This window comes from Bradyrhizobium sp. CIAT3101 (assembly GCF_029714945.1).
GTDB lineage: Bacteria > Pseudomonadota > Alphaproteobacteria > Rhizobiales > Xanthobacteraceae > Bradyrhizobium.
Map to the genome: position 1 here is coordinate 7,561,788 of NZ_CP121634.1, position 22,534 is coordinate 7,584,321.

Annotated in this window: 19 protein-coding genes, 1 tRNA gene and 1 pseudogene; 9 read left to right on the forward strand and 12 right to left on the reverse strand. The window is 64.3% G+C overall.

The genetic code is table 11. The features are described from left to right. Nucleotides 1-2 precede the first annotated feature (2 nt). Nucleotides 3-968, reverse strand: a complete 966-nt coding sequence (locus tag QA645_RS35280; RefSeq protein ID WP_283045815.1) for a TAXI family TRAP transporter solute-binding subunit — start codon at nucleotides 966-968, stop codon at nucleotides 3-5. Between the two features lie 107 nt (nucleotides 969-1,075). On the opposite strand from QA645_RS35280, the gene QA645_RS35285 reads away from it, so the two are divergent. Then, entirely contained in the window at nucleotides 1,076-2,050 is a 975-nt protein-coding gene (locus QA645_RS35285; protein WP_283045816.1) for a tripartite tricarboxylate transporter substrate binding protein, read from the forward strand. A gap of 330 nt (nucleotides 2,051-2,380) precedes the next feature. Next, a tRNA-Ile gene (locus tag QA645_RS35290) sits at nucleotides 2,381-2,456 on the forward strand. 39 nt (nucleotides 2,457-2,495) lie between these two features. On the opposite strand, the gene QA645_RS35295 is transcribed toward QA645_RS35290, so the two are convergent. Continuing rightward, on the reverse strand, nucleotides 2,496-3,308 hold the full coding sequence (locus tag QA645_RS35295; RefSeq protein ID WP_283045818.1) for a hypothetical protein: 813 nt from the start codon (nucleotides 3,306-3,308) through the stop codon (nucleotides 2,496-2,498). A gap of 600 nt (nucleotides 3,309-3,908) precedes the next feature. Here QA645_RS35295 and QA645_RS35300 point away from each other — a divergent pair. Continuing rightward, on the forward strand, nucleotides 3,909-5,345 hold the full coding sequence (locus QA645_RS35300) for a hypothetical protein (RefSeq protein ID WP_283045820.1): 1,437 nt from the start codon (nucleotides 3,909-3,911) through the stop codon (nucleotides 5,343-5,345). A gap of 538 nt (nucleotides 5,346-5,883) precedes the next feature. On the opposite strand, the gene QA645_RS35305 is transcribed toward QA645_RS35300, so the two are convergent. Continuing rightward, a complete protein-coding gene (locus QA645_RS35305; RefSeq protein WP_283045821.1) occupies nucleotides 5,884-6,558 on the reverse strand; it encodes an alpha/beta hydrolase in 675 nt (224 codons plus the stop codon). 260 nt (nucleotides 6,559-6,818) lie between these two features. Between QA645_RS35305 and QA645_RS35310 the strand changes: the two genes are divergently transcribed. From QA645_RS35310 to QA645_RS35320, 3 genes are all read left to right on the forward strand, one after another. Continuing rightward, the gene (locus tag QA645_RS35310; protein ID WP_349253150.1) at nucleotides 6,819-7,706 is read left to right on the forward strand and encodes a LysR substrate-binding domain-containing protein; all 888 of its coding nucleotides are present in this window, start codon (nucleotides 6,819-6,821) and stop codon (nucleotides 7,704-7,706) included. A gap of 215 nt (nucleotides 7,707-7,921) precedes the next feature. Further along, nucleotides 7,922-9,592, forward strand: coding sequence for a Na/Pi symporter (locus QA645_RS35315; RefSeq protein WP_283045823.1), 1,671 nt, complete (start codon nucleotides 7,922-7,924; stop codon nucleotides 9,590-9,592). Nucleotides 9,593-9,750: 158 nt separating this feature from the next. Continuing rightward, complete coding sequence (locus QA645_RS35320; protein ID WP_283045824.1) at nucleotides 9,751-9,945, forward strand: hypothetical protein; 195 nt, start codon at nucleotides 9,751-9,753, stop codon at nucleotides 9,943-9,945. A 73-nt stretch (nucleotides 9,946-10,018) separates the two neighbouring features. On the opposite strand, the gene QA645_RS35325 is transcribed toward QA645_RS35320, so the two are convergent. Further along, nucleotides 10,019-10,585, reverse strand: a complete 567-nt coding sequence (locus tag QA645_RS35325; protein WP_283053478.1) for a DUF1697 domain-containing protein — start codon at nucleotides 10,583-10,585, stop codon at nucleotides 10,019-10,021. Between the two features lie 89 nt (nucleotides 10,586-10,674). Here QA645_RS35325 and QA645_RS35330 point away from each other — a divergent pair, with 89 nt between their 5' ends. Together QA645_RS35330 and QA645_RS35335 are read left to right on the forward strand one after the other, a co-directional pair. Beyond that, a complete protein-coding gene (locus tag QA645_RS35330) occupies nucleotides 10,675-10,890 on the forward strand; it encodes a hypothetical protein (RefSeq protein ID WP_283053669.1) in 216 nt (71 codons plus the stop codon). 30 nt (nucleotides 10,891-10,920) lie between these two features. Beyond that, the gene (locus tag QA645_RS35335; protein WP_283045825.1) at nucleotides 10,921-11,949 is read left to right on the forward strand and encodes a glycosyltransferase family A protein; all 1,029 of its coding nucleotides are present in this window, start codon (nucleotides 10,921-10,923) and stop codon (nucleotides 11,947-11,949) included. 15 nt (nucleotides 11,950-11,964) lie between these two features. Here the strand turns inward: QA645_RS35335 and QA645_RS35340 are convergent, their stop codons facing one another. The 5 genes and pseudogenes from QA645_RS35340 to QA645_RS35360 form a co-directional block, all read right to left on the reverse strand. Then, nucleotides 11,965-13,056: a Gfo/Idh/MocA family oxidoreductase gene (locus QA645_RS35340; RefSeq protein ID WP_283045826.1), complete on the reverse strand. Its 1,092-nt coding sequence runs from the start codon at nucleotides 13,054-13,056 to the stop codon at nucleotides 11,965-11,967. Between the two features lie 4 nt (nucleotides 13,057-13,060). Continuing rightward, complete coding sequence (locus QA645_RS35345) at nucleotides 13,061-14,068, reverse strand: Gfo/Idh/MocA family oxidoreductase (RefSeq protein WP_283045827.1); 1,008 nt, start codon at nucleotides 14,066-14,068, stop codon at nucleotides 13,061-13,063. Between the two features lie 49 nt (nucleotides 14,069-14,117). Continuing rightward, entirely contained in the window at nucleotides 14,118-14,891 is a 774-nt protein-coding gene (locus QA645_RS35350; RefSeq protein ID WP_283053479.1) for a carbohydrate ABC transporter permease, read from the reverse strand. Nucleotides 14,892-14,982: 91 nt separating this feature from the next. Then, nucleotides 14,983-15,837, reverse strand: a pseudogene (locus QA645_RS35355) (sugar ABC transporter permease); the annotation flags it as partial. 95 nt (nucleotides 15,838-15,932) lie between these two features. Further along, nucleotides 15,933-17,225: an ABC transporter substrate-binding protein gene (locus tag QA645_RS35360; RefSeq protein WP_283045829.1), complete on the reverse strand. Its 1,293-nt coding sequence runs from the start codon at nucleotides 17,223-17,225 to the stop codon at nucleotides 15,933-15,935. A 320-nt stretch (nucleotides 17,226-17,545) separates the two neighbouring features. Between QA645_RS35360 and QA645_RS35365 the strand changes: the two genes are divergently transcribed. Next, nucleotides 17,546-20,524: a tetratricopeptide repeat protein gene (locus tag QA645_RS35365; protein WP_283045830.1), complete on the forward strand. Its 2,979-nt coding sequence runs from the start codon at nucleotides 17,546-17,548 to the stop codon at nucleotides 20,522-20,524. 3 nt (nucleotides 20,525-20,527) lie between these two features. Here QA645_RS35365 and QA645_RS35370 read toward each other — a convergent pair whose 3' ends face one another. The 3 genes from QA645_RS35370 to QA645_RS35380 form a co-directional block, all read right to left on the reverse strand. After that, nucleotides 20,528-21,307 (reverse strand): alpha/beta hydrolase, encoded by a 780-nt coding sequence (locus QA645_RS35370; protein ID WP_283045831.1) that lies wholly within the window; start codon nucleotides 21,305-21,307, stop codon nucleotides 20,528-20,530. Then, complete coding sequence (locus QA645_RS35375; RefSeq protein WP_283045832.1) at nucleotides 21,304-21,621, reverse strand: malonyl-CoA decarboxylase family protein; 318 nt, start codon at nucleotides 21,619-21,621, stop codon at nucleotides 21,304-21,306. The genes QA645_RS35370 and QA645_RS35375 overlap by 4 nt, the downstream gene beginning before the upstream one ends. 95 nt (nucleotides 21,622-21,716) lie before the next feature. Further along, nucleotides 21,717-22,514 carry an adenylate/guanylate cyclase domain-containing protein gene (locus tag QA645_RS35380; protein ID WP_283045833.1) on the reverse strand — a complete coding sequence of 266 codons (798 nt, stop codon included), beginning with the start codon at nucleotides 22,512-22,514 and terminating at the stop codon, nucleotides 21,717-21,719. Nucleotides 22,515-22,534: the final 20 nt, after the last annotated feature.

The window sequence follows — 22,534 nt, forward strand, 5'->3', positions numbered from 1 at the left end:
CGTCACATCACCACGCCAATCTCGCGAAAGTATTTCATCACGCCCGGGTGGATCAGCTCCGGCTTCGGGGCCGCGGCGACCGTGTTCGCCGCAGTGGTCTCGCAGGCCTGTGCGAGCTTCTTGCAGAAATCCGCCTCAAGGCCGTGCAGCGTCTTGGCAAGACGATAGGCGACGTCGTCGGGCAGGTCTTCGCGCGTCAGCACAAAGCTCCAGGAGCCGAGCGAGGCGATCGGCTCGGACTGTTTTGGATAGGAGCCGGCCGGCACGGTCAGCGGTTTGAGGAACGCATGCTTGGCGCGGATGCGAGCGATCTCCTCGGCAGTCGGCGCGATGAAGCGCGCACCTGGCGCGCTCGATGCGACCGCCGCAAAGCCCGGCCAGCCGATGCCGGCACCCCAGAGTGCGGCGACGCGGCCATCCTCGACCATCGCGGGCCCGTCACCGGCGCGATCGAGATAGATCGCCTTGAAATCCTCGTCCTGCTTCAGGCCGAGGCCGTCGAGCACATAGCGCGCCAGGATCGGCAGGCCGGATCCCTTCGCGCCGAACGCAACCGGCTGACCGACGAGATCGTGAATGGTCTTGTAGGGACTGTCCGCCCGCACGACGAACATGCCGGGGTTGGAGTAGATCGCGGTCAGGATCTTCAACCGCACCGGCGTCCGCCCGATACCGGCAAAGGCCTCATAGGCCGGCTCGCCCGCGACCAGCGCGAGATCGAGCTCGCCCTTCTCCAGCAGCGGAATGTTCTCGTTGCTGCCCTTGGTGTTGCGCGGGGCGATCGTGAGCGAGGCGTCCGCCGCGTTCATCACCTCCGCAAAGGCGTTGCCATAGAGCGGGAAGCCGCCGCCGGGCGTTGCGGTCCCCAAGCTGATTGTCCTGGTCGAAATGGCGTTGCCTCCGGTTTGAGCAGCAGCGGGGCTCAACAGCAGCGCCGCACTGACGAGAATCGTGATTGCGAATGTCATGGTCGTTCCGGCTGCGCCTGCGTCAACATCGACTTGAGGCGATGTAGGCAGCGGGCGGTTTTTGTGAAAGCATGCTCCGCAACGACAATAGAACAATGGGAGGCATCATGTTGCGAATTTTGCGTAACGGTTTTTTCGGGCTGGTTTTTCTGTCCGGTGTTTTCGCAGCCTCCCCTCCCGCTTCCGCCGCCTACCCCGACCGCCCCGTGCACTGGATGATCGGCTTTGCCGCCGGCGGCCCGGTCGACATCGTCGCGCGCATCATGGCGCAGGCGCTGTCGGATCGGCTCGGCCAGCAATTCATCGTCGAGAACCGCGCCGGCTCCGGCGGCAACATCGCGGCCGGTGCTGCGATCAACTCGCCCCCCGACGGCTACACGCTTCTGTTCGTCGCGCCCAACAACGCGATCTCGACCTCGCTCTACAAGAAGCTGCCGTTCGACTTTTTGCGCGACACCACCCCGGTCGCCAGCATCATGCAGCTTACCAACATGCTGGTCGTCTCCAACGCGATGCCGGTGAAGACGGTCCAGGAGTTCATCGACTATTGCAAGGCCAACCCCGGCAAGATCTCGTTCGCCTCCTCCGGCAACGGCACTTCGGTGCACATGTCGGCGGAGCTGTTCAAGGCGATGACCAAGTGCGACATGGTACACGTGCCTTATCGCGGCTCGGCGATCGCCTTCCCCGACATCATCTCCAACAAGGTGCAGCTGATCTTCGACAATCTGCCGTCCGCGCTCGAGCAGTCGCGCGGCGGCAATGTCCGCGCACTCGGCGTGACCTCGCCGCAGCGCTGGCCCGCCGTGCCCGACGTGCCGGCGATCGCCGAGACCGTGCCGGGCTTCGAGTCGGTCGGCTTCTACGGCATCTCCGCGCCAAAGGGCACGCCGGGCGAGATCGTCGAGATCCTCAACAAGGCCGTCGGCGACGCGCTGAAGGACCCGAAGGTGATCGCGCGGCTGACCGAGAACGGCGGCATCCCCAAGCCGATGACGCCGGCCGAGTTCGGCAAGCTCGTCGCTGACGAGACCGAGAAGTGGAAGAAGGTCGTGGAGTTCGCCGGGGTCTCGGTGGACTGAGCTGGCGGCGCGCCGGTCATGCGCCGGCAAGATGGGGGACCTTCGGGTCCCCCTGAAAACTTCAAAACAACCCCATGCACAGTAGGAAAATCCGGCGATTTCAGCGGGTTACGGAAGCGAAAGCGAGAGTCACCCCAAAACACGTTTGACACGTCGGGCAAAACAGTGGCATAAGCCCACAATCGCAAAATTCGGATATTTGGAAATCACCCGCAATGCGGCGTCGATGTGCAGATCAGCGAGCGCCAGCATTGCACGCCCGCCTCCATCCCTGTAAACGAACCGCGCACCGTTGCCGGCCGCGCACTTCCCGCAGGCCGTCTCGCGGCGGGGCCTGTAGCTCAATGGTTAGAGCCGGCCGCTCATAACGGTCTGGTTGCAGGTTCGAGTCCTGCCGGGCCCACCACGAAGATCAGTGATGCCGGGCCGATCTGAAACGCGCGGCTCAGGCCGAATTGCTGCTTTGCCGCACCGTTCCGCGAGGTCGCGTTTGGACCAGCAGCAGCCTCTGGCCAGCGAAAGATGACCTCAGCTGGTGCAGCAGCACATCCCACCGAATGATTTGACCAGCGCTCAGGATGGAGACAAGCCCCAAGGCCATCAGCAGCATGCCAAGCCAGGTCCAGACCCACCCGTCATCGACCGCCTCGGCTGTGGCAAGTGCGAGCGGCATCGCCGCAGCGGCAACGACCTCACCGGCGACCGGCGTCGCCGCCAAGAGTGCCTCAACGTCGACCTGGCGCAGCGCGATCGCGTCAGCCGTGAGCCGGTCGCGTTTGGAAAGGGGCGCCGGCGACGCGCTTGTTGCGATCCCGGTGGCGAGGACGGGACCGGCATCAACCACCTGCGCGGGCACGGACGGGCCCGGCCGAGACGTATCCGCAGGTGCGGAGCGCGGCAGCTCCGCGCGCGCATCCCCCACCGCCTTCCGCTCGCGCGCCACGGTCTTGTTTTCTTCGGCCGTGGCGACACGATGTTTGGTGGCGCGTTGCTGAACCAGCTTCTTCACCGTCTCTGTTCCTTCGGCGACCTGGAACCAGCATCTGCGCTGGCCTTCCACCCGATAGACCCAGTGCAGGCCATCGGCGGTCGACTTGCCGGGCCGCGTCAAGCACTCCGATTCCGCGGAAGCGCGCGCAGGGGCTGTGGCGGGACCAGCATTGAAGAGTTCGGAAAGGGAGGCCGAAAACGCGGATGATGTCGGCAGACCCGCAAGAAGCGCAAAAGCCGTGTAACAAAATCGCAAATGACCGGACATGAAAAACCCCGGTGTTGCGCCCCCTGCCGGACGGCAGTTTTGGCCGCGACCTAGGTCGCAATGCGACTTAAATCCGGCAATGCAGTGGATTCATTTTGGCGGCCGGCGAGATGCAGGCGACCTGGCGGTCAGCTCGATTGTCCATTTTCGTCATCCCCTCAAGGCGCAGCCACAGCAAGACCAAAGGGCGAAGCGTGTCCGGCGTAGCTGCAGCGAAGCGAAAGCGAAGGGGGACTGTTCGCGAGCTTCGGCCAGGCGCGCCAGCGCAACGAACTCCGGTCGAAGCGAACGAAGGCTGTCATGCCGAAGCCCGTAGGACGAAGGCAAGGACGGCAGCGACTGCATGAAGCAGTTAAGTGCCGCGTTGGAGCGGTTTGCCGCTGGCGAGGCAAATTTCACTCAGTTGCTGAACGCGAAGCGGAAGCAGCGCTGTCTCACAGGGCGTCACGATCGCCTAACGAACGTGTGACCCGGCACCAGTAAGCCACTTCACATCCAAAAAGCCCGAGCGTCGGCTAAATCGGCGAACGTATTCTTGTGTCTTTGAACCACACTCCTCGGGGGTGACGAATGTTTGGACGAAACTATTTTGGTGAGCCCATGAGCATCGATCGTGCAGCCAGCCGCAATGATTTTTCGACCATCTCCAATGCTGGACGCGCGCGATCAAGAGTCACGAAAGGATTGATTTTCTCCTTGTGTCTGGTGGTCAACTTCATCGCGATGACCGGCGCTGCATCGGCTCATGTGAAGTGGTTCGTGCCATGCGCCGTCTCCGACGATCCGCTGCCCGTCCAGGCGGTATTGACGACGACATTCTTTCTGTTCCTGGCGCTGTTCCTTGCGCTGTTCTATCTCGCTTGCGCGGCCGAGCAGACCAGGTTCGGCGCCATGGTCTCAAAATTTCTGGATCAATTGACCGAGCCTCTGCGCCGTCGCGCCGACGACCTTTTGCGTGCGGCGGCTGCGGTGTTCTTTGCGTTGCTGTGGGCTCATGGCGGTCTCATCCTCACCCCGGAACTCGAAGCAAACAGTTTCTGGCTCTCGGCCATTCAGTTGCTGATCCCGCTTTTCCTGGGCGCGCGGGCCACGCTCCCGGCAGCAGGGGCGGGCATCGTGCTGCTCTATGTCTATGGTGCCGCCAGCTATGGACTGTTCCACATGCTGGACTACCCGGTCTTTCCGGGGCTCGGGGTCTGGTTCGCGCTGTCCTCGTCGCGCAATGCCAAGCTGCTTGCTTTTCGATCTGATTTTCTGCGCTGGACCGTCGCGCTGTCCCTGTTATGGCCGGCGATGGAGAAATTCGTGTACCCGGCCTGGGTCGCGCCGATCGCGATCGCTCATCCGGAGCTGACGCTGGGCTTCGATGTCCCGACTGTCGTGACCGCCGCAGGGATCGTGGAATTCGGCCTGGCCTTCGCGCTGTTCTGGACACCGCTGGTCCGGCGTTTCGCCGCCCTCGCTTTGGTGATGGTGTTGACCGCCGCAACGCTGGATTTCGGCAAGGTGGACGGCATCGGTCATTTGATGATGATCGCCATACTTTTCGCGGTATTCGCCGATCGGGACGACAGGCCCGTCCGGTATCGTCCCGCGCTCGCACCGCTTGTCGGCAGCATGGCTTTGCCGGCCACGCTCCTTCTCTATACCGGCGCTCACACGCTCTCCTTCACATCCTTGACCACCCCCATCGCGCCGCTCGCGGGCGGCACGGCTTTGCTGCTCCTCGTCTTCCTTTGCCTGCGCCGGTTCGCGGAAGGTCCGGGCAACACACGCCACGAGAGCGGGCAAGACCTCGTGCACCAAGTCCCGCTTGAAGTCCCGCACCAGGTCTCGCTGCGCGCAAGCATCCTGGCGGCGTCCTCGGACGCTGCGCCCGAAGTCGCGGTCGGCGGTGTCGCTCTGACGGCCGTCGTGTTGATCGCGTTCATGGGCCTGCGCGGCCATGAGTTGCAAGCTCCGCCCTCGGCCGCAAGCGCACCATTTCCGCAGCAGCACTCAGGCATGAGCACGCCTGGCGTGATTCGGGCGACCTAGCCGAGGTTCTGAAGTCTGACGAGGGATGACAGCCGGTTTGCAGATTCGCACGAATTCGTCCGCCGCCCGCACGCGATGCCGCGGATGTGACCGGTCGTGGAAGGTGTCGCGGATTGCGAGGGCGTGAGCCAAATCTCACCTGACTCGTGCTTGTAGGTCCTTCGGAGAAATGACCATGCGATCGGGTCTGGTTCTGAGTCTTTTGATTTTCCTGTGCGCTGCCAACGCCGCTACGGCGGCTCAGGTGCATCGGCACCATGCAACTGTTCACTCCGCGCGTGGGGGGACGGCGGGCTCCGCTGCGGCCTGGGCCTATTCACCGGCACGGCCGACCCGCGCTCAGCCGGACCCGTACTACAATGAGCGACCGGAACCAGGTCATAATCCGTTTGCGGGATGGGGTGGTTAGCACCTCATTGCAAGATCCGCCCCAGCCATCTCTGCGCGCGCAAATAGACGCCTGGGGAAGCGAAGACGGATTGTCCGCGAGCTACGACTCGGCGAGGCGCGCTCGATTGCTGAGCGCGCCTCGACGTCACTACTTCGGCGCGTCTGCCATAGCTGCGAGGATCACTTTCGCAACTTCGGCCGGCTGTGAAATTTGTGGCGTGTGCCCGGCTGGCAAGCTCACGACATGGGCCGAGATCTTTTTGGCCATCGCCGTCTGCAGAGCCGGCTGAATCATGTGGTCCTGCTCGCTCACCACATACCAGGAAGGTTTCGTCTTCCAGGCAGCGGCGGTGACCCTCTCTTCGAAGTTCTTTCCGCGCACCGGGCCCTGTGTCGCAGCCATCAGCCGGGTTTGATCGGCCGGAACGTCCTGCGCGAGGTGTTTTGCCACGCCCTCAAGGCTGAGGGTCAGGAACCCCTCCTTGTCCGCGAGGATGTGCGCGGAGCCGGACGGCGTCGGATAATCCTTGGACAAGTCCGCGACCGACTGCCCTTCGGACGGAGCGAACGCAGCAACGTAGACAAGCGATCTGACACGCTCGTGCTGACCAGCCTCCGTGATGACGACGCCACCCCACGAGTGTCCTACCAGAACAACGGGGCCTGTCTGCTTATCGAGCATGCGCCGCGTGGTCGCGACATCGTCGGCGAGAGAGGTCAGCGGGTTCTGCACGGACACGACCGTCAGCCCTTTTTCCTGCAGCAAGGGAATGACCTTGTTCCACGCCGAACCGTCGGCGAACGCGCCGTGGACAAGCACCACAATGGGCTTCCGGGTGTCGGGGGTTTCAGAGGACGCTCCGGTTGAAGCGAGAGCCGCGCCGCCCAAAGCGGCAGCGAAGACAGCTCTCTGTGTAAATGATCGCATTGGACTTTCTTCCAGGTTTTGAGCTGGCCGCCGCCAGCGAAGGGCATCGTGCCGGTTGCAGTGCCATCGCTGTAGGATATAAAATGAAGAGAGATAAATGAGCAAAAATCACCGATACAACAAACGGCCTGTTTCAAATGGATCGATTGGCATGCATGCGAGCTTTTGTAAGCGCGGTCGAGCTCGGCTCCATTTCTGCTGCCGCGGCCGAACTTGAGTTGTCCTCGCAGCTGGCAGGCAAGCAAATACGGGTGCTGGAGCACGGCCTGGGAATCAAGCTGCTGAACCGCACGACCCGTCGGCAGAGCCTGACGGATGGCGGTCGCGTGTTCTACGAGCGGGCGAAGAACATCCTGGCGGAGATGGAGGCGGCTGAAGCGCTGATCGCGGAAACCCGCTCGACGCCACGCGGACGACTTCGAATCAGCGCGCCCATCACCTTCGGAAGTCACGCGCTCGCACCTGAAATCCCGGCATACCTGAAGCAACACCCGGAGGTATCCGTGGACATCAGTCTAACCAATCGGACCGTCGATCTGGTCGACGAGGGTTTCGATGTTGTTTTCCGGACCGGACCACTTTCAGACAGCACGTTGCTGGCGCGACATCTGGCCTCGCTTCGAATGGTTCTTTGCGCGGCACCGGACTATCTCAGATCAGCGAAAAAATTGCGCAAACCGGAGGATCTGCAACACCACGAATGCCTCGTGTTCTCGCACACGTCGCTTCGAACGCAGTGGTCGTTCGAGGGACCTCACGGTCGGGAGACCTTCCCGATCACCGGCAGATTCTCCACGGATAGCGGCGAAGCGCTTCGTGCAGCTGCCGTGGCAGGTATGGGTGTGCTTCTGCAACCGCACGAGCTTGTGGCCGAAGAGATCAAGGCGGGGCGCCTCGTGAGGCTCTTGCCAAAATACGAGCCCCCTGCCCGGCCGTTGCACGCGCTGTATGCTCCCGATAGACGAATGACGCCGAAGCTGCGTAGCTTCCTGGACTATGCGGTTCAGAGGTTCGGCGTGAAGCAGCGAAGTGCTGATGTGTAAGCAATCGGACGGGGAGCCGGCGAGGCCGCAGAGAAGCTTCACCTTACATATGCGAAGGTGAGCCCGGAGCAGAAGAAGGAGCCGGTGGCAGCGCGTGCGGAGCTTGCGCTGCGAAGCTTGGCTCCCGAACGCCCGACAATTCGCGGTCGCCGATATCGACTGCGGCTGCGTTGTGCTAGACAGCGCCATTGCCTGTATCCCCTGGAGGGGAGCACATGTCGACGGCGATTTCGGTCCTTGGCGGTGTTGGCCTGTTCCTGCTGGGCATGAGCGTCATGACCGCCGGCCTCAAGGGACTGGCCGGATCGGGATTGCGGATGGTGCTGAGCAAGGCGGCGGCGACCTCGCTGTCCGGTGCCTTCTGGGGCGCCGTCGTCACGTTGATCGTGCAATCCTCCAGCGCCACCACAATGACCACCATCGGTTTGGTGAGCGCAGGCGTGCTGACTTTCCCGCAAGGGCTGGCACTCGTCTTCGGCGCCAATGTCGGCACAACAGGAACCGGCTGGCTCGTGGCGCTCATCGGGGTGCGCGTCTCGCTCACGGCCGCTGCATTGCCGATGATCTTCGTCGGCGCCCTGGTCAAATTGCTGGGCCGCGGACGTGTGTCCGCAGCAGGCGCGGCGCTGGCCGGATTCGCGCTTGTGCTTTTTGGATTGACGACCCTGCAGCAGGGCATGGGAGGACTGGCCGAACGGTTGCACCCGGCCGATCTGCCGGCCATTCTCGGCACCACCTGGTGGTCGGGCCTGTATGGCGTGCTGGCGCTCGTCGTTGCCGGACTGGTGATGACTGCCGTGATGCAATCATCGACGGCCGCCATCGCGGTCACGCTGTCCGCATACCATGCGGGCGCCGTCGGACTGGATCAGGCCTGCGCGCTGATCATCGGGCAGAACATCGGAACAGCGACCAGTTCCGCCATGGCGGCGATCGGCGCGAGCAGCACCGCCAAGCGACTGGCCCTCGCCTACATCCTGTTCAAGCTGATCGCAGCCGTGATCGCCGTGGTGCTGTTTCCGGTCACGCTTGCCCTTCTGGTCCGCGCTTCAGACACGATCGACGGCGTGACGCTGCTTGCCGCCTATCACACGGCCTACAACGTCGTCGGCGTCATGGTGCTGCTGCCAATGATCGATGGGTTTACGCGACTGGTGGAGCGCCTCCTTCCCGAACGCGGCTCACCGCTGACGCGGTGCCTCGATCCGGTGGCGCTGGCGACACCGATTGCGACCGAGGAAGCCGTACGGCGCACCGTGGCGCGCGCCCTTGGAACGATGTGCGGATCACTCGCGCGGGCTCTCGCCGCGGGGCATCAGGGTGCACCCGCCCGCGCCAGGAACGACGTCTCCGTTGCAGCGGCCGCCGATGCGCTGCGCCAGGCCCAGGAGTTCATGTCGGCCGTGAGTGGCCCGCCCGAATCGGAGGATGAGCAAGAGCGGCTCACGCGCACATTGCATGCGCTCGATCACGCCTCGCGCCTCGCCGACACCGTGGGCGGTGAAGCCGAACTCGGCACGCCCGACGGGGAGCCCGAGGATATCCGTGCCACTGAGTTGTGCGCGCAAGCCATGCGTGGCGCGGCGACACTCGCCGCGGAGGTTGCCGGCGGGCCGCCAGACGGCGCGAAGGAGCCGTTCGGCCCGGAGCAGGACCTGCCCGCAACGGAAGCGTCGACCACGCAAACCCTCGCACTGCTGGAAGCGTGCGCGAAGGCCCTTGCCGAATTGCGGACAAGCCATCGCAGTACGACGCTTGGCTCGGTGGCGAGCAAAGGGTTGAGCGCGGACGAGGCAATCGCCCGGGTCGAAGCCGTACGCCGCCTCGAGGCGCTCGCGTATCACGCATGGCGTTCCGCGACGCATCTGGTCGGTCGCGGCGCATAGCGAGCCGTTCATGCGCCGGCTTCCGCGGCGACGACAATCAATCCTTCGGACGGCGGTGTCCCGGTGCTCAAAGCCTTTAGGGACGCCCTCCTACCTCATCCGGGTTATTGCATTGCCGGAGACGCCGCCGTAGCCTCGCCGGGCCAGAGGGCTTATCGATGGACCAGCATCGGACAGCATTGGTTCTGTTTGCATTCGCCGTGGCCACTGCCATCGTGGTTGCAGCCGCAGTCACGATGGACAAGGTCAACACGCGTACGGCGAGCAACGACGCGCCGCCCGGTACAATCGGCCTCGCCAAACCGCATCAGCCGCTGGACCGCGCGCCCGGCGAACCGCTGCAGAGGCGCTAACCAAAGCCGCGTCACACGCGCATGCGACAGCCCCGTTACCGAACACCGGCCGGGAGCACAGGCGTGCTGTGACTTATTTTCGACGAGCAAGGCCGGCGCCGGCCGGAGCCACGGCCTCACCGATGCGCTTCAGCGTATTGGCGTTGCGCAACGTGCCGACGCCTTTCAGGCGTCCCGCGCCCAACGCCGAAAGCAAACGCGATCGCGCCGGATCGCCGGTGAAATGGATCCAGAGATCGCCACCGGCGACGGCCATTCGTTCATCGCTGATGTAACGTGCCAGGGCGTTTTCGCCGCCTTTCGGAATCGGACTGCGCATCACGCGAACGGCGACGCTTTGCGGATCGGCGGCCGCCTCGTCACGAAACGGATTTGCGCGCAGCAGGCGCCGCCACGCATCGGCATTGCGGACGATGATCGCGACGTGCTTGCCGAACCGCGCGTTGAAGGCCGCTTCGAGATTGTGCTCCAACCCGGAAACCGACGCCTGGTCGCTCTCAAACGTCAGATTTCCCGTCGCGCCGATGGTCCGGGGGTCATGGAGGCCGAGGCCTTGCGCCATGGCACGCAGCTCGGCCATCGCCAACCGCCGGCCAAGCGGGAGAACCACGCTGTAGAGCAGCGCCACGTAGGTCGTCATGGTTGGATGGCTCTCGTTTTCGAGATTGCCAGGAGTTGCCTCGAGCAGAAGCGTCTCCGTCGTCGCGTCATGAAGTCCGAAAGACATTGATGATTGCCGCACCCTTGTTAACCAAACGTCAATTTTCGATCCTTCCGGCGCTCGGCGTGCCGCGAACCGGCCGCGGTTTATTAACGACGCAGAGCGAATTGCCTTCTGTGGAGAAGGCCGTCTTTGATAAATTGCGGATACAAGCCCAGACCACGCACCCAACAGGCCGCTTCCCTTGGACGGTGAATTCAGGCGCGAGCCGTTCCTGGTCGTGATCGACCAGCTCACCGGCAAGGAGAGATGAGATGCAGGTCCGATCCGCACTTCAGATCAATTTGCATCCGCTGGACGTGCGCCATGCGGTCCACACGCTTCCGCATCAGATCGACGTGTGGGGCGATCAGGTCGATCGTATCGTCTTCACGGTCGACACCAGGCAGAGCAAGAGCGGCCGCTACACCGGCAACGCTTACGAGGAGAGCCGCGGACGCCTGTTTGCGCTGCTGGAGGCCATCGCGCGGAAGTCGCCGAAGGCGGAAATCTCCGAGGTCGACTATTCGCCGGCGGCGCTTGAGGCCGTGCGGCAGCGCTATTTCTCGACAAGCCGCGCCTACCCGGAGAAGGCCTTCGATGGCGGGCCGTTCCACGCCTATTTCTACGGCCTCTCGAAGGCTGACGCGGACTATGTGGTGCACATGGACAGCGACATGCTGTTCGGCGGCGGCAGCCAGACCTGGCTGGAGGAGGCGATCGGCTGGTTGAAGACGACGCCGGATGCCCTGTTCGCCGGGCCGCTTCCCGGTCCGCCCCGCGCTGACGGCACGCTCGCCGACTTGCACGGCGCGTTTCCGGGGCTGACCGGCATCCAACCGCCCGAGCGTCTGGCCGCCGACTACCCGGCTTACCGCTTTCGCACCGTGAGCACGCGCATCTTCGTGCTTGATCAAAACCGGTTCGATGCATCGATCGGAGCGCTGGAGCTGGTGCGTCCGAATCTCAAACGCCGAATCCGCGCAAAACTGTTTCGCCAGTCGCCGCTGACGATGCCGGCGGAGGAGATCTTCTCCGCGGCCATGATGCGCAAGGGACTTTCCCGCATCGACCTTCTCGGTTCGGGCGCCGGGCTCTACTCGCTCCATCCGCCGTATCGCACCGAGACATTCTATCGGGAATTGCCGCACTTGATCGCACGCATCGTGGCCGGGGCGATACCGGAAGCCCAGCGCGGCGAGTATGATGTCAATTCAAGCATGTTCGACTGGACCGAGGCACTTCGACAGAAGACCGTCGGTCGCCGCCTTGTCCGCGCCGCACGCACGCTGCTGTCGAGCTAGGCGGCGCGGTTCGCCTCATCGCTGTGGCGTGGTCGCCGCTGCCGGGCGCCAGCCGCGATATTTCGGGTGCTCCTTGCCGATCGGCAGCGCCACCGCCGTGCCGGTCTCCGCGGCGTGATAGAGCGCCGTGATCAGCTCCAGCGAACGCCGCGCGTCCCTGAGCGTCACCGGAAACGGCCCGTTGGTCTCGAGCGCCTGATGATAGGCCGTCATCAAGCCTTCGAAGCGCGACGGCACGAACGTGAAGCCATCCAGCGCCTTTGCGATACGCGCCTCAGCTTCCGGGGAAGTGGCGATGATCTGCCAGGGATCGTCGCCGGGGGCATAGGGCGCGAGCGAGCTCTCGAAGGTGACGTGCTCGAAGCAGAACCGCAGGCGGCTGATCTCCTTGGCCGACCCCAGCGTTGCGGCCAGCGAGGCCAGCGCGCCGCTTTCCATCACGAGGCTCGCGACTGCGCAGTCCTCGACCTCGATGTCGTTCACGCGCGTGGCGGTGCGCGCAAACACCGAAGCGATGTCGCCCATCAGCCAGGTCAGGATGTCGTGGGCGTGGATGGCGTGGGTGAGCAACGCGCCGCCGAGCTCGGTCTCGAAGCGGCCGCGCCACGGCACCGAATAATATTTGGCGCCGCGCAACCAGGCGGTCTCGATGGTCGCCAGATACGGCTTGCCGGCAAGGCCGAGCTCGATGATGCGCCGCGCCTTCTGCAGGCCGTTGCCGAAACGATACTGGAACACCGGCATGATGCGCCCGCGCGAATTGGCCTCGGCGGCGGTGAGCTGGTCGACCTCGTGCAGCGAACCGACCAGCGGCTTTTCGCAGATCACATGCTTGCCGGCGGCGAGCGCCGCCATGACTTGCGGAAAGTGCAGCGTCGGCGGCGTGCAGATGTCGACGATATCGATGTCGTCCATCGCCAGAACCTCGTCGAACGAGGTGGTCCGGCGCGGCACAGAGAATTCATCGCCGACGGTGGTGAGGCGCTCTTGGCTGAGATCGCAGATCACCTGCAGATCGAACCGGTCGCGCAAGCGGGCATAGCCCTCCTCGATGTGGCTGCGACCGATGCCAAGGCCGATAACGGCAACTGTCCTGCGCTTCGACATGCTCTCAAACCCTTCCTTCCGCCATCGCCTGCGCGGTGAGCGCCAGCTCCATCGCCTTGAAGCAGCGCGCCTGCGGGATCGCGGTCTCGGTGCGATCGCGTACGTCGGCGATGAGCTGGCGGCCATAGGGCAATTCGACGTTGGAACAGTCGATGCGGTGGACACCCTTGCGGTCGACCATGATGAGATGGTCGATGCCGCCCTGGCCTGCGACGTCGATGTATTTGCGCAGCTCCATGTAGCCCTCGGTGCCGAGAATGGTGATCCGGCCGTCGCCCCAATTGGGCAGGCCATCGGGGGTGAACCAATCGACGCGGACGTAGCCGGTGACATCACCGGTCCGCAGCAGCATTTCGCCGAAATCCTGCAATTCTGGCCGGTCGGGATTGGCGCGGTTGGCGACGGTCGCGCTGACGACTTTTGCATCGAGCGCATCGGCGAAGAACAGGAACTGCTCGCACTGATGCGAGGCGATGTCGGTCAGGACGCCGCCGGTGCGTTCGCGCGAATAGAACCAGTCGGGCCGCGGCAGGTTCTTCAGTTTGTGCGGGCCGAGCCCGACGGTGTTGATGACCTTGCCGATAGCGCCGGCCGCGATCAGCTCGCCGGCTTTCACGGTGCAGCGGGTCTCGAAATGCTCGGAGTAGCACACCGAATAGATCCGCCCGGTCTCGGCCTGGACCCGGCGCACCTCGGCCAGTTGCTCCAGCGAGGTCATGCCCGGCTTGTCGCTCATATAGTCCTTGCCGTGGCGCATCACCTCGATGCCGAGCGGAGCGCGGTCGGCAGGGATACCGGACGAGAGGATCAGCGCGATGGTTTTGTCCTCGAGCAATCGCGCCCGCTCGGCCACGCGCGGCGCTTGCGGATATTTCGCTGCGAAAGCCTGGGCGAGATCGTCCTCGACGGCATGAAAGCCGACCAGCTCCGCGCCGGCGCGCAGCAGGCAATCGACCTGGCCATAGATGTGGGCGTGATTGATGCCGATCGCGGCGAAACGCAGTTTTCTCATGACTTTTTTTCCTTGGTTGTCAGTCCATGCAGGAATGCGTCCGATACCGTCAACCCTTGAGGCCGGTGGTGGCGATGCCGTCGATCAACAGACGCTGGAAGAACAGGAAGAGGGCGAACAGCGGCAGCAGCGTCAGCGTCGACATGGCGAACAAGGCGCCCCAGTCGGACTTCCCGGTGGAATCGACGAAGCTGCGCAAGCCGAGCTGCACCGTGTAGGAGCCCATGTCGTTCAGGTAGATCAGAGGCCCGAAGAAGTCGTCCCAGGTCCAGATGAAGGTGAAGACCGCGGCCGTGGCCAGCGCCGGCACCGACAGCGGCAGGATCACGATCCAGTAGACGCGCCAGGGACCGCAGCCGTCGATCATCGCGGCCTCGTCGAGCTCGCGCGGGATCGCGCGGAAGAACTGCACCAGCAGGAAAATGAAGAAAGCGTCCACCGCGAGGAATTTCGGCACGATCAGCGGCAGGAAGGTGTCGACCCAATCGAGATTGAGGAACAGGATGTATTGCGGGATCAACGTCACGTGATACGGCAGCATCAAGGTGCCGAGCATCAGCGCGAACCAGAATTTTTGACCGCGGAATTTCAGCCGGGCGAACGCGTAGGCCGCAAGCGAGCACGACATCACGTTGCCGACCACGCTGCACAGCGACACCACGAGTGAATTCAGGAAGAACTGTCCGAATGTCACCTGCAGCCCGGACCAGCCGCGCCAGTAGGCAGCGAGGCTGAAATGGCGCGGCCACAGCGAGGTGGTGCCGAAGATGTCGCTGTCCGGCTTGAACGAGCTCGCCAGCATCCACAGCAGCGGATACAGCATGGCGATCGAGGCGAGGCACAACACGACGTGATAGGCCAGCGCGCGGCGGCGTGGATTGCGCGGGGGAGAAACCTGATCCGGTGTCGCGAGATCAGCCATCGTAGTGCACCCAGTAGCGCGATGACAGGAAGGACAACGCGGTGAAGGCCGCGATGATCACCACCAGCACCCAGGCCAGCGCGGAGGCATAGCCCATGCGGAAATAAGCAAAGGCCTCCTGGTAGAGATAGAGCGTGTAGAACAGCGTCGCGTCGATCGGCCCGCCCGTGCCGCCGCTGATGATGAAGGCCGGCGTGAACGCCTTGAAGGCGTCGATGGTTTGCACCACGACGTTGAAGAACAGAACCGGCGTCAGCAGCGGCAACGTGATCCGCCAGAATTGCTGGCTGCGGCTGGCGCCATCGATCTCGGCGGCTTCATACACGTCCTTCGGAATCTGGCGGAGGCCGGCGAGAAAGATGATCATCGGCGAGCCGAACTGCCACACGCTCAGCGCCACCAGGGTGTAGAGTGCGGTGTCGGGATTGGAGATCCAGCTCGGTCCATGAATGCCGACGAGCTTCAGCGCCTGGTTGAGCAGGCCGTCGCCGGCAAACAGCTGGCGCCACAGCACCGCGACGGCAACGCTCGCGCCGATCAGCGATGGCAGATAGAAGATCGCCCGGTACAGCGGCAGGCCGCGGAGGCCGCGGTTCAGCATCATGGCGACCAGGAGTGCGAAGGCGAGCTTGAGCGGCACCGATAGCGCCACATAGAGAAAGGTGACGTGCATCGCCGCGCTGAACTTGGGATCGCTGGTCGCGATGCGCACGTAGTTGGCGGCGCCGACCCAGCGCGGGTTGCTGAGCAGGTCGTAATCCGTGAACGACAGATACAGCGAGATCAACGCCGGCCCCAGCGTCAACCCGAAAAAGCCGATGAGCCAGGGCGCGAGAAACAGATAGCCTGCCACACTCTCGCGCCAGGACAATTCAGCCGCCGGTGCGGCTGGCATGGCCTGCCTCGTCGTCGCAGCATCGATCAGCGTGTCGGCCACCACGTCTATCCGCGGGCCAGCACGGCGGAGGCCTCGGCGACAAATTGCTTGGCGCCATCAGCGGGCGTCAGACGACCGAAGCCAACCTGCTCGTTTACGCGCCGCAGCACGCTCTGGATCTCGCCGGCGCCCCGCGGTGGCGGCGGCGGCAGCGGCCCGACCTTGTCGCTGATCAGGCTGATGTAGTCGACCATGGCGCGGCCGAGGTCGTCGAGCGTCGGCGTCACGACGTTGCGCATCGCCGATGACGCCGGCACGCCGCGCTCGACACCAAGCAGCTTGGCGGCCTCAGTGTCGGCGACGAAGTAACTGACCAGCTGAACCGCCGCCTCGGCCTGTTTCGATTGTGCCGAGACGCTCCACATCATGGCCGGCTTCAGATACTGACCGGGTTTCGCGCCTTGCCCGCCATCGGGGAACGTTGAGAGGCCGAGCTTGCTCTTGTTGATCGCCTGGAAGCCGACCAACTGGTTGGAGTGGGCAAAGGTCATGGCGATCTTGCCGAGCGACAGCAGGTTCGAATCGATCTCGCCGCGGTCCAGCGCCTGGGTATCCGGTGTGGCGCAGGCACCGCGCTTGCGCTGGTCGCTCCAGAACGCGAGCCACTCGGTCATGTCCTTGTCGTCGTAGCCGACCTTGCCTTCGCTCGTGTACAGCGACTTGCCGCGCTGGGCGAGCCAGACCTCGAGCAGCGGCTCGTTGCCACCGCCGTCTTCCATGCCCGTATAGCCATCGCGCTTGGCCGCCTTGGTGACCTCGGCTGCGAGATCGCCGATCTCGCTCCACGTCATGTTCCAGACCGGCTCCTTCAGGCCGAGACTTTGGATCAGCCCCTTGTCGTAGACCATCGCCGTCGAGTTGAGGCCGAGGCTGACGCCGTAGATCTTGCCGTCGACCTTGCCGCTGTCGACCGCGGCCGGGCTGAAATCCGTCAAATTGAGCGTTTTCGGCACGTAAGCGTCGAGCGGCAGCAGGGCGCCCCGGCGGGCGTATTCGAAGATGTAGCGGTAATCCATCTGCAGCACGTCGGCCGCATTGCGACCCGCGGTTTGCGTCGCAAGCCGCGCCCAATAGTCGGTCCAGCCCAGCGATTCGCCGGCGATCGTCACGTCGGGATGGCCACTCGCATAGAGCTTGTTGACCTTGTCGGTGCGCTCCGCCCGTTCCTTGGCGCCCCACCAGAACATGCGCAGCCGCGACTCCCGCGCCGCAGCGGGCAAGCCGCCGAGGCTCGCCAGCGTTGCACCGCCGATCCCGGCTCCGATCAATGAACGACGCGACAGCGCGAAGCCGCTCATGACGTATCCTCCCTGACCTCGTGTCGATCAAGCCGCGTGTGACCGGCCGATGACACCAGTTAACCGCTTGCCAACGCACGAGTTGCGTGACGTGCTTTTTTGCAAGCAACGAGAAGGTAGCGGCGCCATGTTGGCTTTGTCAAACGCGCGCTGGACGCCGCCACGTCACCTCGCGATGCACTGTCACGGAACCTCTCGATCCGCGCCTGGTCTGGTCGCGGTGCCCGCGCCAGCTTCGCACCAGCTTTGCGCCAGAAACTACCGCTGCGGGACGCCAGGGTCGTGCAGATCCCGCAAACACAGCATTTCTGGTCCCCTTCATGAACCGCCAAGAACGCCGGGCCGCGGCCAAGCAGTCCCATAAGGCCGCGCCGCAAAATCTCGCGGTCGCCAAGAGCCTGGAGGCTGCGAAACAGGGTCAGGCGCTGTTCAATCTCGGCCGTTATGCCGAGGCCCTCGAATGCTTCAACATATTCGCGAGGCTCAATCCGAATGTCGCGCCGCTGTATCAGACGCGCGGGCTTTGCCTGCAGCGGCTGGGCCGGCTCGAGGAGGCGCAGGCCGACTTCGAGACGTCGATTGCGCTGAACCCCATCGAGGCCGAGACGCACAAGAACCTCGGTACGCTTCATTCGCGATTTGGCCGGATGGAGCAGGCTTTCGCGAGCTTCGATCGCGCGCTCGCGCTTCGTCCGAACTTTTCCGCAGCGCTCAACGAAAAGGCGCGGGCGCTGTGGAGCCTGCAATTGCTGGACGAGGCTTTCGCGGCCTTCCACAAATCGCATTCTATCGAGCCCGGCAATGCGGACACGATCTGGAATCTCGCGCTGCTGCAGATGCTGACCGGCGATTTCGAGCGAGGCTTGCCGGGGCGCGAAGCACGCTGGAAAGCGTCGTCCCTCGGCCTGCCCGATCGCGGATTCGCCCAAGCCTTCTGGCTTCGTGACCAGCCGCTCGAAGGCAAGACCATCCTGCTTCACGCCGACGAGGCCCTGGGCGATTCAATCCAGTTTGCGCGCTACGTGCCTTTCGTGGCCGCGCTCGGGGCTCAGGTCATCCTGGAAGTCAAGCCGGCGGTCCAGGCCTTGCTCTCGGGCGTCCCCGGCGTCGCACATTGTATCGACCGGTCGATGACGCCATCGCTGGCATTCGACCTGCACTGTCCGCTCGGCAGCCTGCCGCTGGCGTTCGGGACGCGGCTCGACACCATCCCGTTCGCGCAAGGCTTTCTGCCTGCGCCCGCGGCGGAGCGCGTGACAGCGTGGGAAGAGCGGCTGGGTCCCCGCACGCGCTTCCGCGTCGGCCTGGTCTGGTCGGGAGATGCGGGTCACAAGAACGACCATAACCGGTCGATGTCGCTGCGCGCGCTGGCGCCGCTGCTGGATTGCGACGTCCAGTTCGTCTCCCTGCAAAAGGGCATCAGGGATCAGGACCGCGCCTTCCTCCACGAACGCCCTGATATCCTCGACCTGACGGAGCAGCTCACCGATTTCACCGAAACGGCGGCGCTGGTCTCCTGTCTCGATCTGGTGATCTCGGTCGATACCAGCGTCGTGCACCTCACGGGCGCACTCGGCGCGCCGGTCTGGACCATGCTGCCGTTCAACCCGGATTGGCGCTGGCTGCTCAATCGCGACGACAGCCCATGGTATTCGTCCATGCGGCTGTTCAGGCAACCGGCACGAGACGACTGGGCCAGCGTCGTGGATCACGTCCGGCACGCGTTGGAAGCTAAGGTTTCCGAATGGCATGCGGACACACGGCCAGCCCGGCTCGAGGCTTTACCCTCCACGCAAGAGGAAGCGCTCGTCTCAAATTACCTCGGCGATCAGCTCCGGCAGCTCAAGCGTACGGACGAGGCTCTGCTGCACTTCCGGCAGGCGCTGCAACTGAATCCGCGATATTTCGAGGCCGCGGAGAATTGCGGCCGGCTGCTGCTCGATCTCGGCAGGCCGGCGGAAGCGCTGGACCAATTGGACGCAGCCGCGGCGTTGAATCCGAATTCCGCGAGCCTGTATCGGATCCGCGGCATCTGCCTCCAGGAGACGAACCGGCTCGCCGACGCGGAGGCCGATTTCGCGCGGTCCATTGCGCTGGATGCGAGCGTGGCGGAAACGCACAACAATTTCGGCCTGCTGCATTGGAAGCTTGGCCGGACCGATCAGGCCTTTGCCAGCATCGATCGCGCGATCGCGCTTCGTCCGGATTTTGCCGCGGCGCTTGCCAACAAGGCCTGGATGTTGCTGGATCTGCAATTGCTGGATCAGGCATCCGCGGCGTTTCGCAAATCGCTGGCGGTCGACCCGAACCGGGCGTCGACGGTTTTCAGTTTCGCGCTGCTGCAGCTGCTGACCGGAGATTTCGAGCACGGCTGGGCAGGGCGCGAAGCGCGCTGGAAGGCGTCGTCTCTCCGCCTCGCCGAACTCGGCTTTGCCCAACCGCTTTGGCATGGCGAACAGCCGATCGACGGCAAGACCATCCTGCTCTACTGCGACGAAGGATTGGGCGACTCCATTCAGTTTGCACGTTATGTGCCGATGGTGGCGGCGCTCGGAGCTCGCATCATCCTGGGGGTCCGGCCTGCGATCCAGCAGCTTTTGACTGGTATCGCCGGGGTCGCGGAATGCACCAGCCGGGAAGCCGCGACATCGCTGGCATTCGACCTGCACTGCCCTCTCGGCAGCTTGCCGCTGGCCTTCGGGACGCGGCTCGACACCATCCCGTCCGCGCAAGGCTTCCTTCCTGCGCCCCCGGCCGCCCGCGTGGCGGCGTGGGAGGAGCGGCTTGGCTCCCATACGCGCTTCCGTGTCGGCCTGGTCTGGTCGGGAGATCCCGGTCACAAGAACGATCATAACCGGTCGATCGCGCTGCACGCGCTTGCGCCGCTGCTCGATTGCGACGTCCAGTTCGTCTCCCTGCAAAAAGGCGTCCGGGACGAGGACCGCGCCTTCCTCGACGCGCGCAAGGACATCATCGACCTGACAGAGCAGCTTACGGATTTCAGCGATACGGCGGCGCTGGTCTCCTGTCTCGACCTGGTGATCTCGGTCGATACCAGCGTGGTTCACCTCACGGGCGGGCTCGGCGCACCGGTCTGGACGATGTTGCCTTTCAATCCGGACTGGCGCTGGCTGCTCAATCGCGACGACAGCCCGTGGTATTCGTCGATGAGGCTGTTCAGGCAGCCGACGCGCGGCGACTGGGCCAGTGTCGTCGAGCGGGTCCGGAGCGAGCTGGTGACCATGGTTTCCGCATGGCAGCCGGGGCAGAAGCCGTCTTCGCGTCTACCTGCCGAGTGATCGTCACGCTGATTGCCCCGCCGCCTCGAGAATGAGAGCCGCGATCTCTTCGGGATGCGAGATCAGCGCGAGATGACTCGCCTTCACCTCGATGGTCTTGGCACCCATCCGCTTGGCCATGAAGCGCTCGAGGTCGGGATTGATGGTGCGGTCTTCGGTCGAGACGGCGTAATAGCTCGGCTTCGACCGCCAGGCAGCATTGGTAGTCTTGCCCGCCAGCAATTCCTTGTGGAACGGCTCCTGCACCGCGTAGAGCACCTTGGCTTTCGCAGCCGGCAGGTCGCCGGCGAAGTCGCGCAGGAAAGCTTCCTCGGAGAGGCGGCCCTCGTCGCCGTCGAAGACGATGCCCGCGCTCGCCGGCGGCGTCGGAAAGGTCTTTGCGAGCGCCGTATAATCCTCGCCCGCGTCGGGCGCGCGTGCCGCAACATAGACCAGCGCTGATACGTTCGGATGCACGCCGGCCTCGGTCACGATCATCCCTGAGAAGGAATGGCCGACCAGGACCGTCGGGCCGTCCTGCCGCGCCAGCACGCGCTCGGCGGATGCCACCGCTTCGGGCAGCGTCGTCAGCGGGTTCTGCACCGCTGTGACGGTGAGCCCGGCCGCCTGCAGGCGCGGGATCACCTCCGACCAGCAGGAGCCGTCGGCAAACAGGCCGTGCACCAGCACGACGTTGCGCGCCTTCGGGGGCGCGGCGATGGCCGCGGACGCGCGTGTCGACAGCAGCGAAGCCGTCGCACCGGCGGCAAGGATGGTGGCAAATGTGCGTCTGGTCATGGTCATGGCCTATCTCCTGGTTCGGGCGTCATGGACCTGAATGCGGTCGCGCGAGGGGCTCTATGGGCTTGCAGCAAGGCATCGACCTCAGGCGACCGGACAATGGTGCCGCCGCGGGCAACGACCTCGTGGTCGGCCTCGATGCCGTCATTGTCATAGAGATAGTCGATCGTGATGCCGAAGGATTCCCCGATCCCACGAATAATTGTGTTGCCGAGCCCGTTGATCCGCTCGCGCGGCGCGCCGTTGCCGGGATGAAACCTTGCCACCGGGTCGGTGCGGTTTCCCCTGATGCCGGTCGCGTCAGATAGGCCGCACACGACCGCATCAGGACCGGGTCAGCGCGGCCGCCCTGCCGGCCGCCGCACAATCCCGCGCTGGCAGCAGCGCTGACAGCCGCGAGAACGAGTGCGCCTCAATGCTCCACCCGGTACAGGCGCCACCGCGCCGGCACGCCCTTGAGCTGGTGGCTGCCGTGATCCCTGAGGCCGATCTGGGACTGCGCCGCGAGCAGATCCTTCACCGCGCGCGAGACCAGGACTTCGCCGGCGCGCGCCTTGGCGGCGATACGGGTGCAGATATGGAAGGCAAGGCCGACCATCTCGCCGCCGCTGATCGTGTATTCGCCGGCGTGCAGGCCGACCCTGATCTCGAGACCGAGCGTGCGCACGGCCTTTTGAATCGCGGTCGCGCAATTGATGCCGGCGGCAGGCGCCTTGAAGGTCGCGAGCACGCCGTCACCGGTCGTCACGACCTCCTTGCCACGCGCAGATTTCAGCTCCTTGCGGACCGCCGCGTAATACAGGCCCATCACCTTGGTCCAGCGCGCGTCGCCGAGCTTTGCGGCCTTCGCCGTGGAGCCGACGATGTCGACGATCAGGATGGTGGCGAGCGCCTGCTTGAGATCGGCACTGCCGTTGGCGGATTTGCGCCGGGCCGCGATGGCGCCGGTAAGCGGCTCATAATCATGGCTGCGCCGCCGCGCGATTGCGGACTTGGTGTAATCCTGGGCGCGCGCGGCGGTGCCGCAGCGGATCGTCTTCTCCTGCGGCAGACGCGTCCAGTAGACCTTGCGTCCCTTGCCGGCGCCCTGCACCTCCACGGCGCCCCATTTCAGGAACACCGCCGAGCCGACCCGCCGCACGCACCATGCTTTCGAGGTGTATCCTGACACGTTCGACTGATGCAGGCCGATGCGTAGAAATTTGGGCATGAGTTTGCGGCCAATGGAAG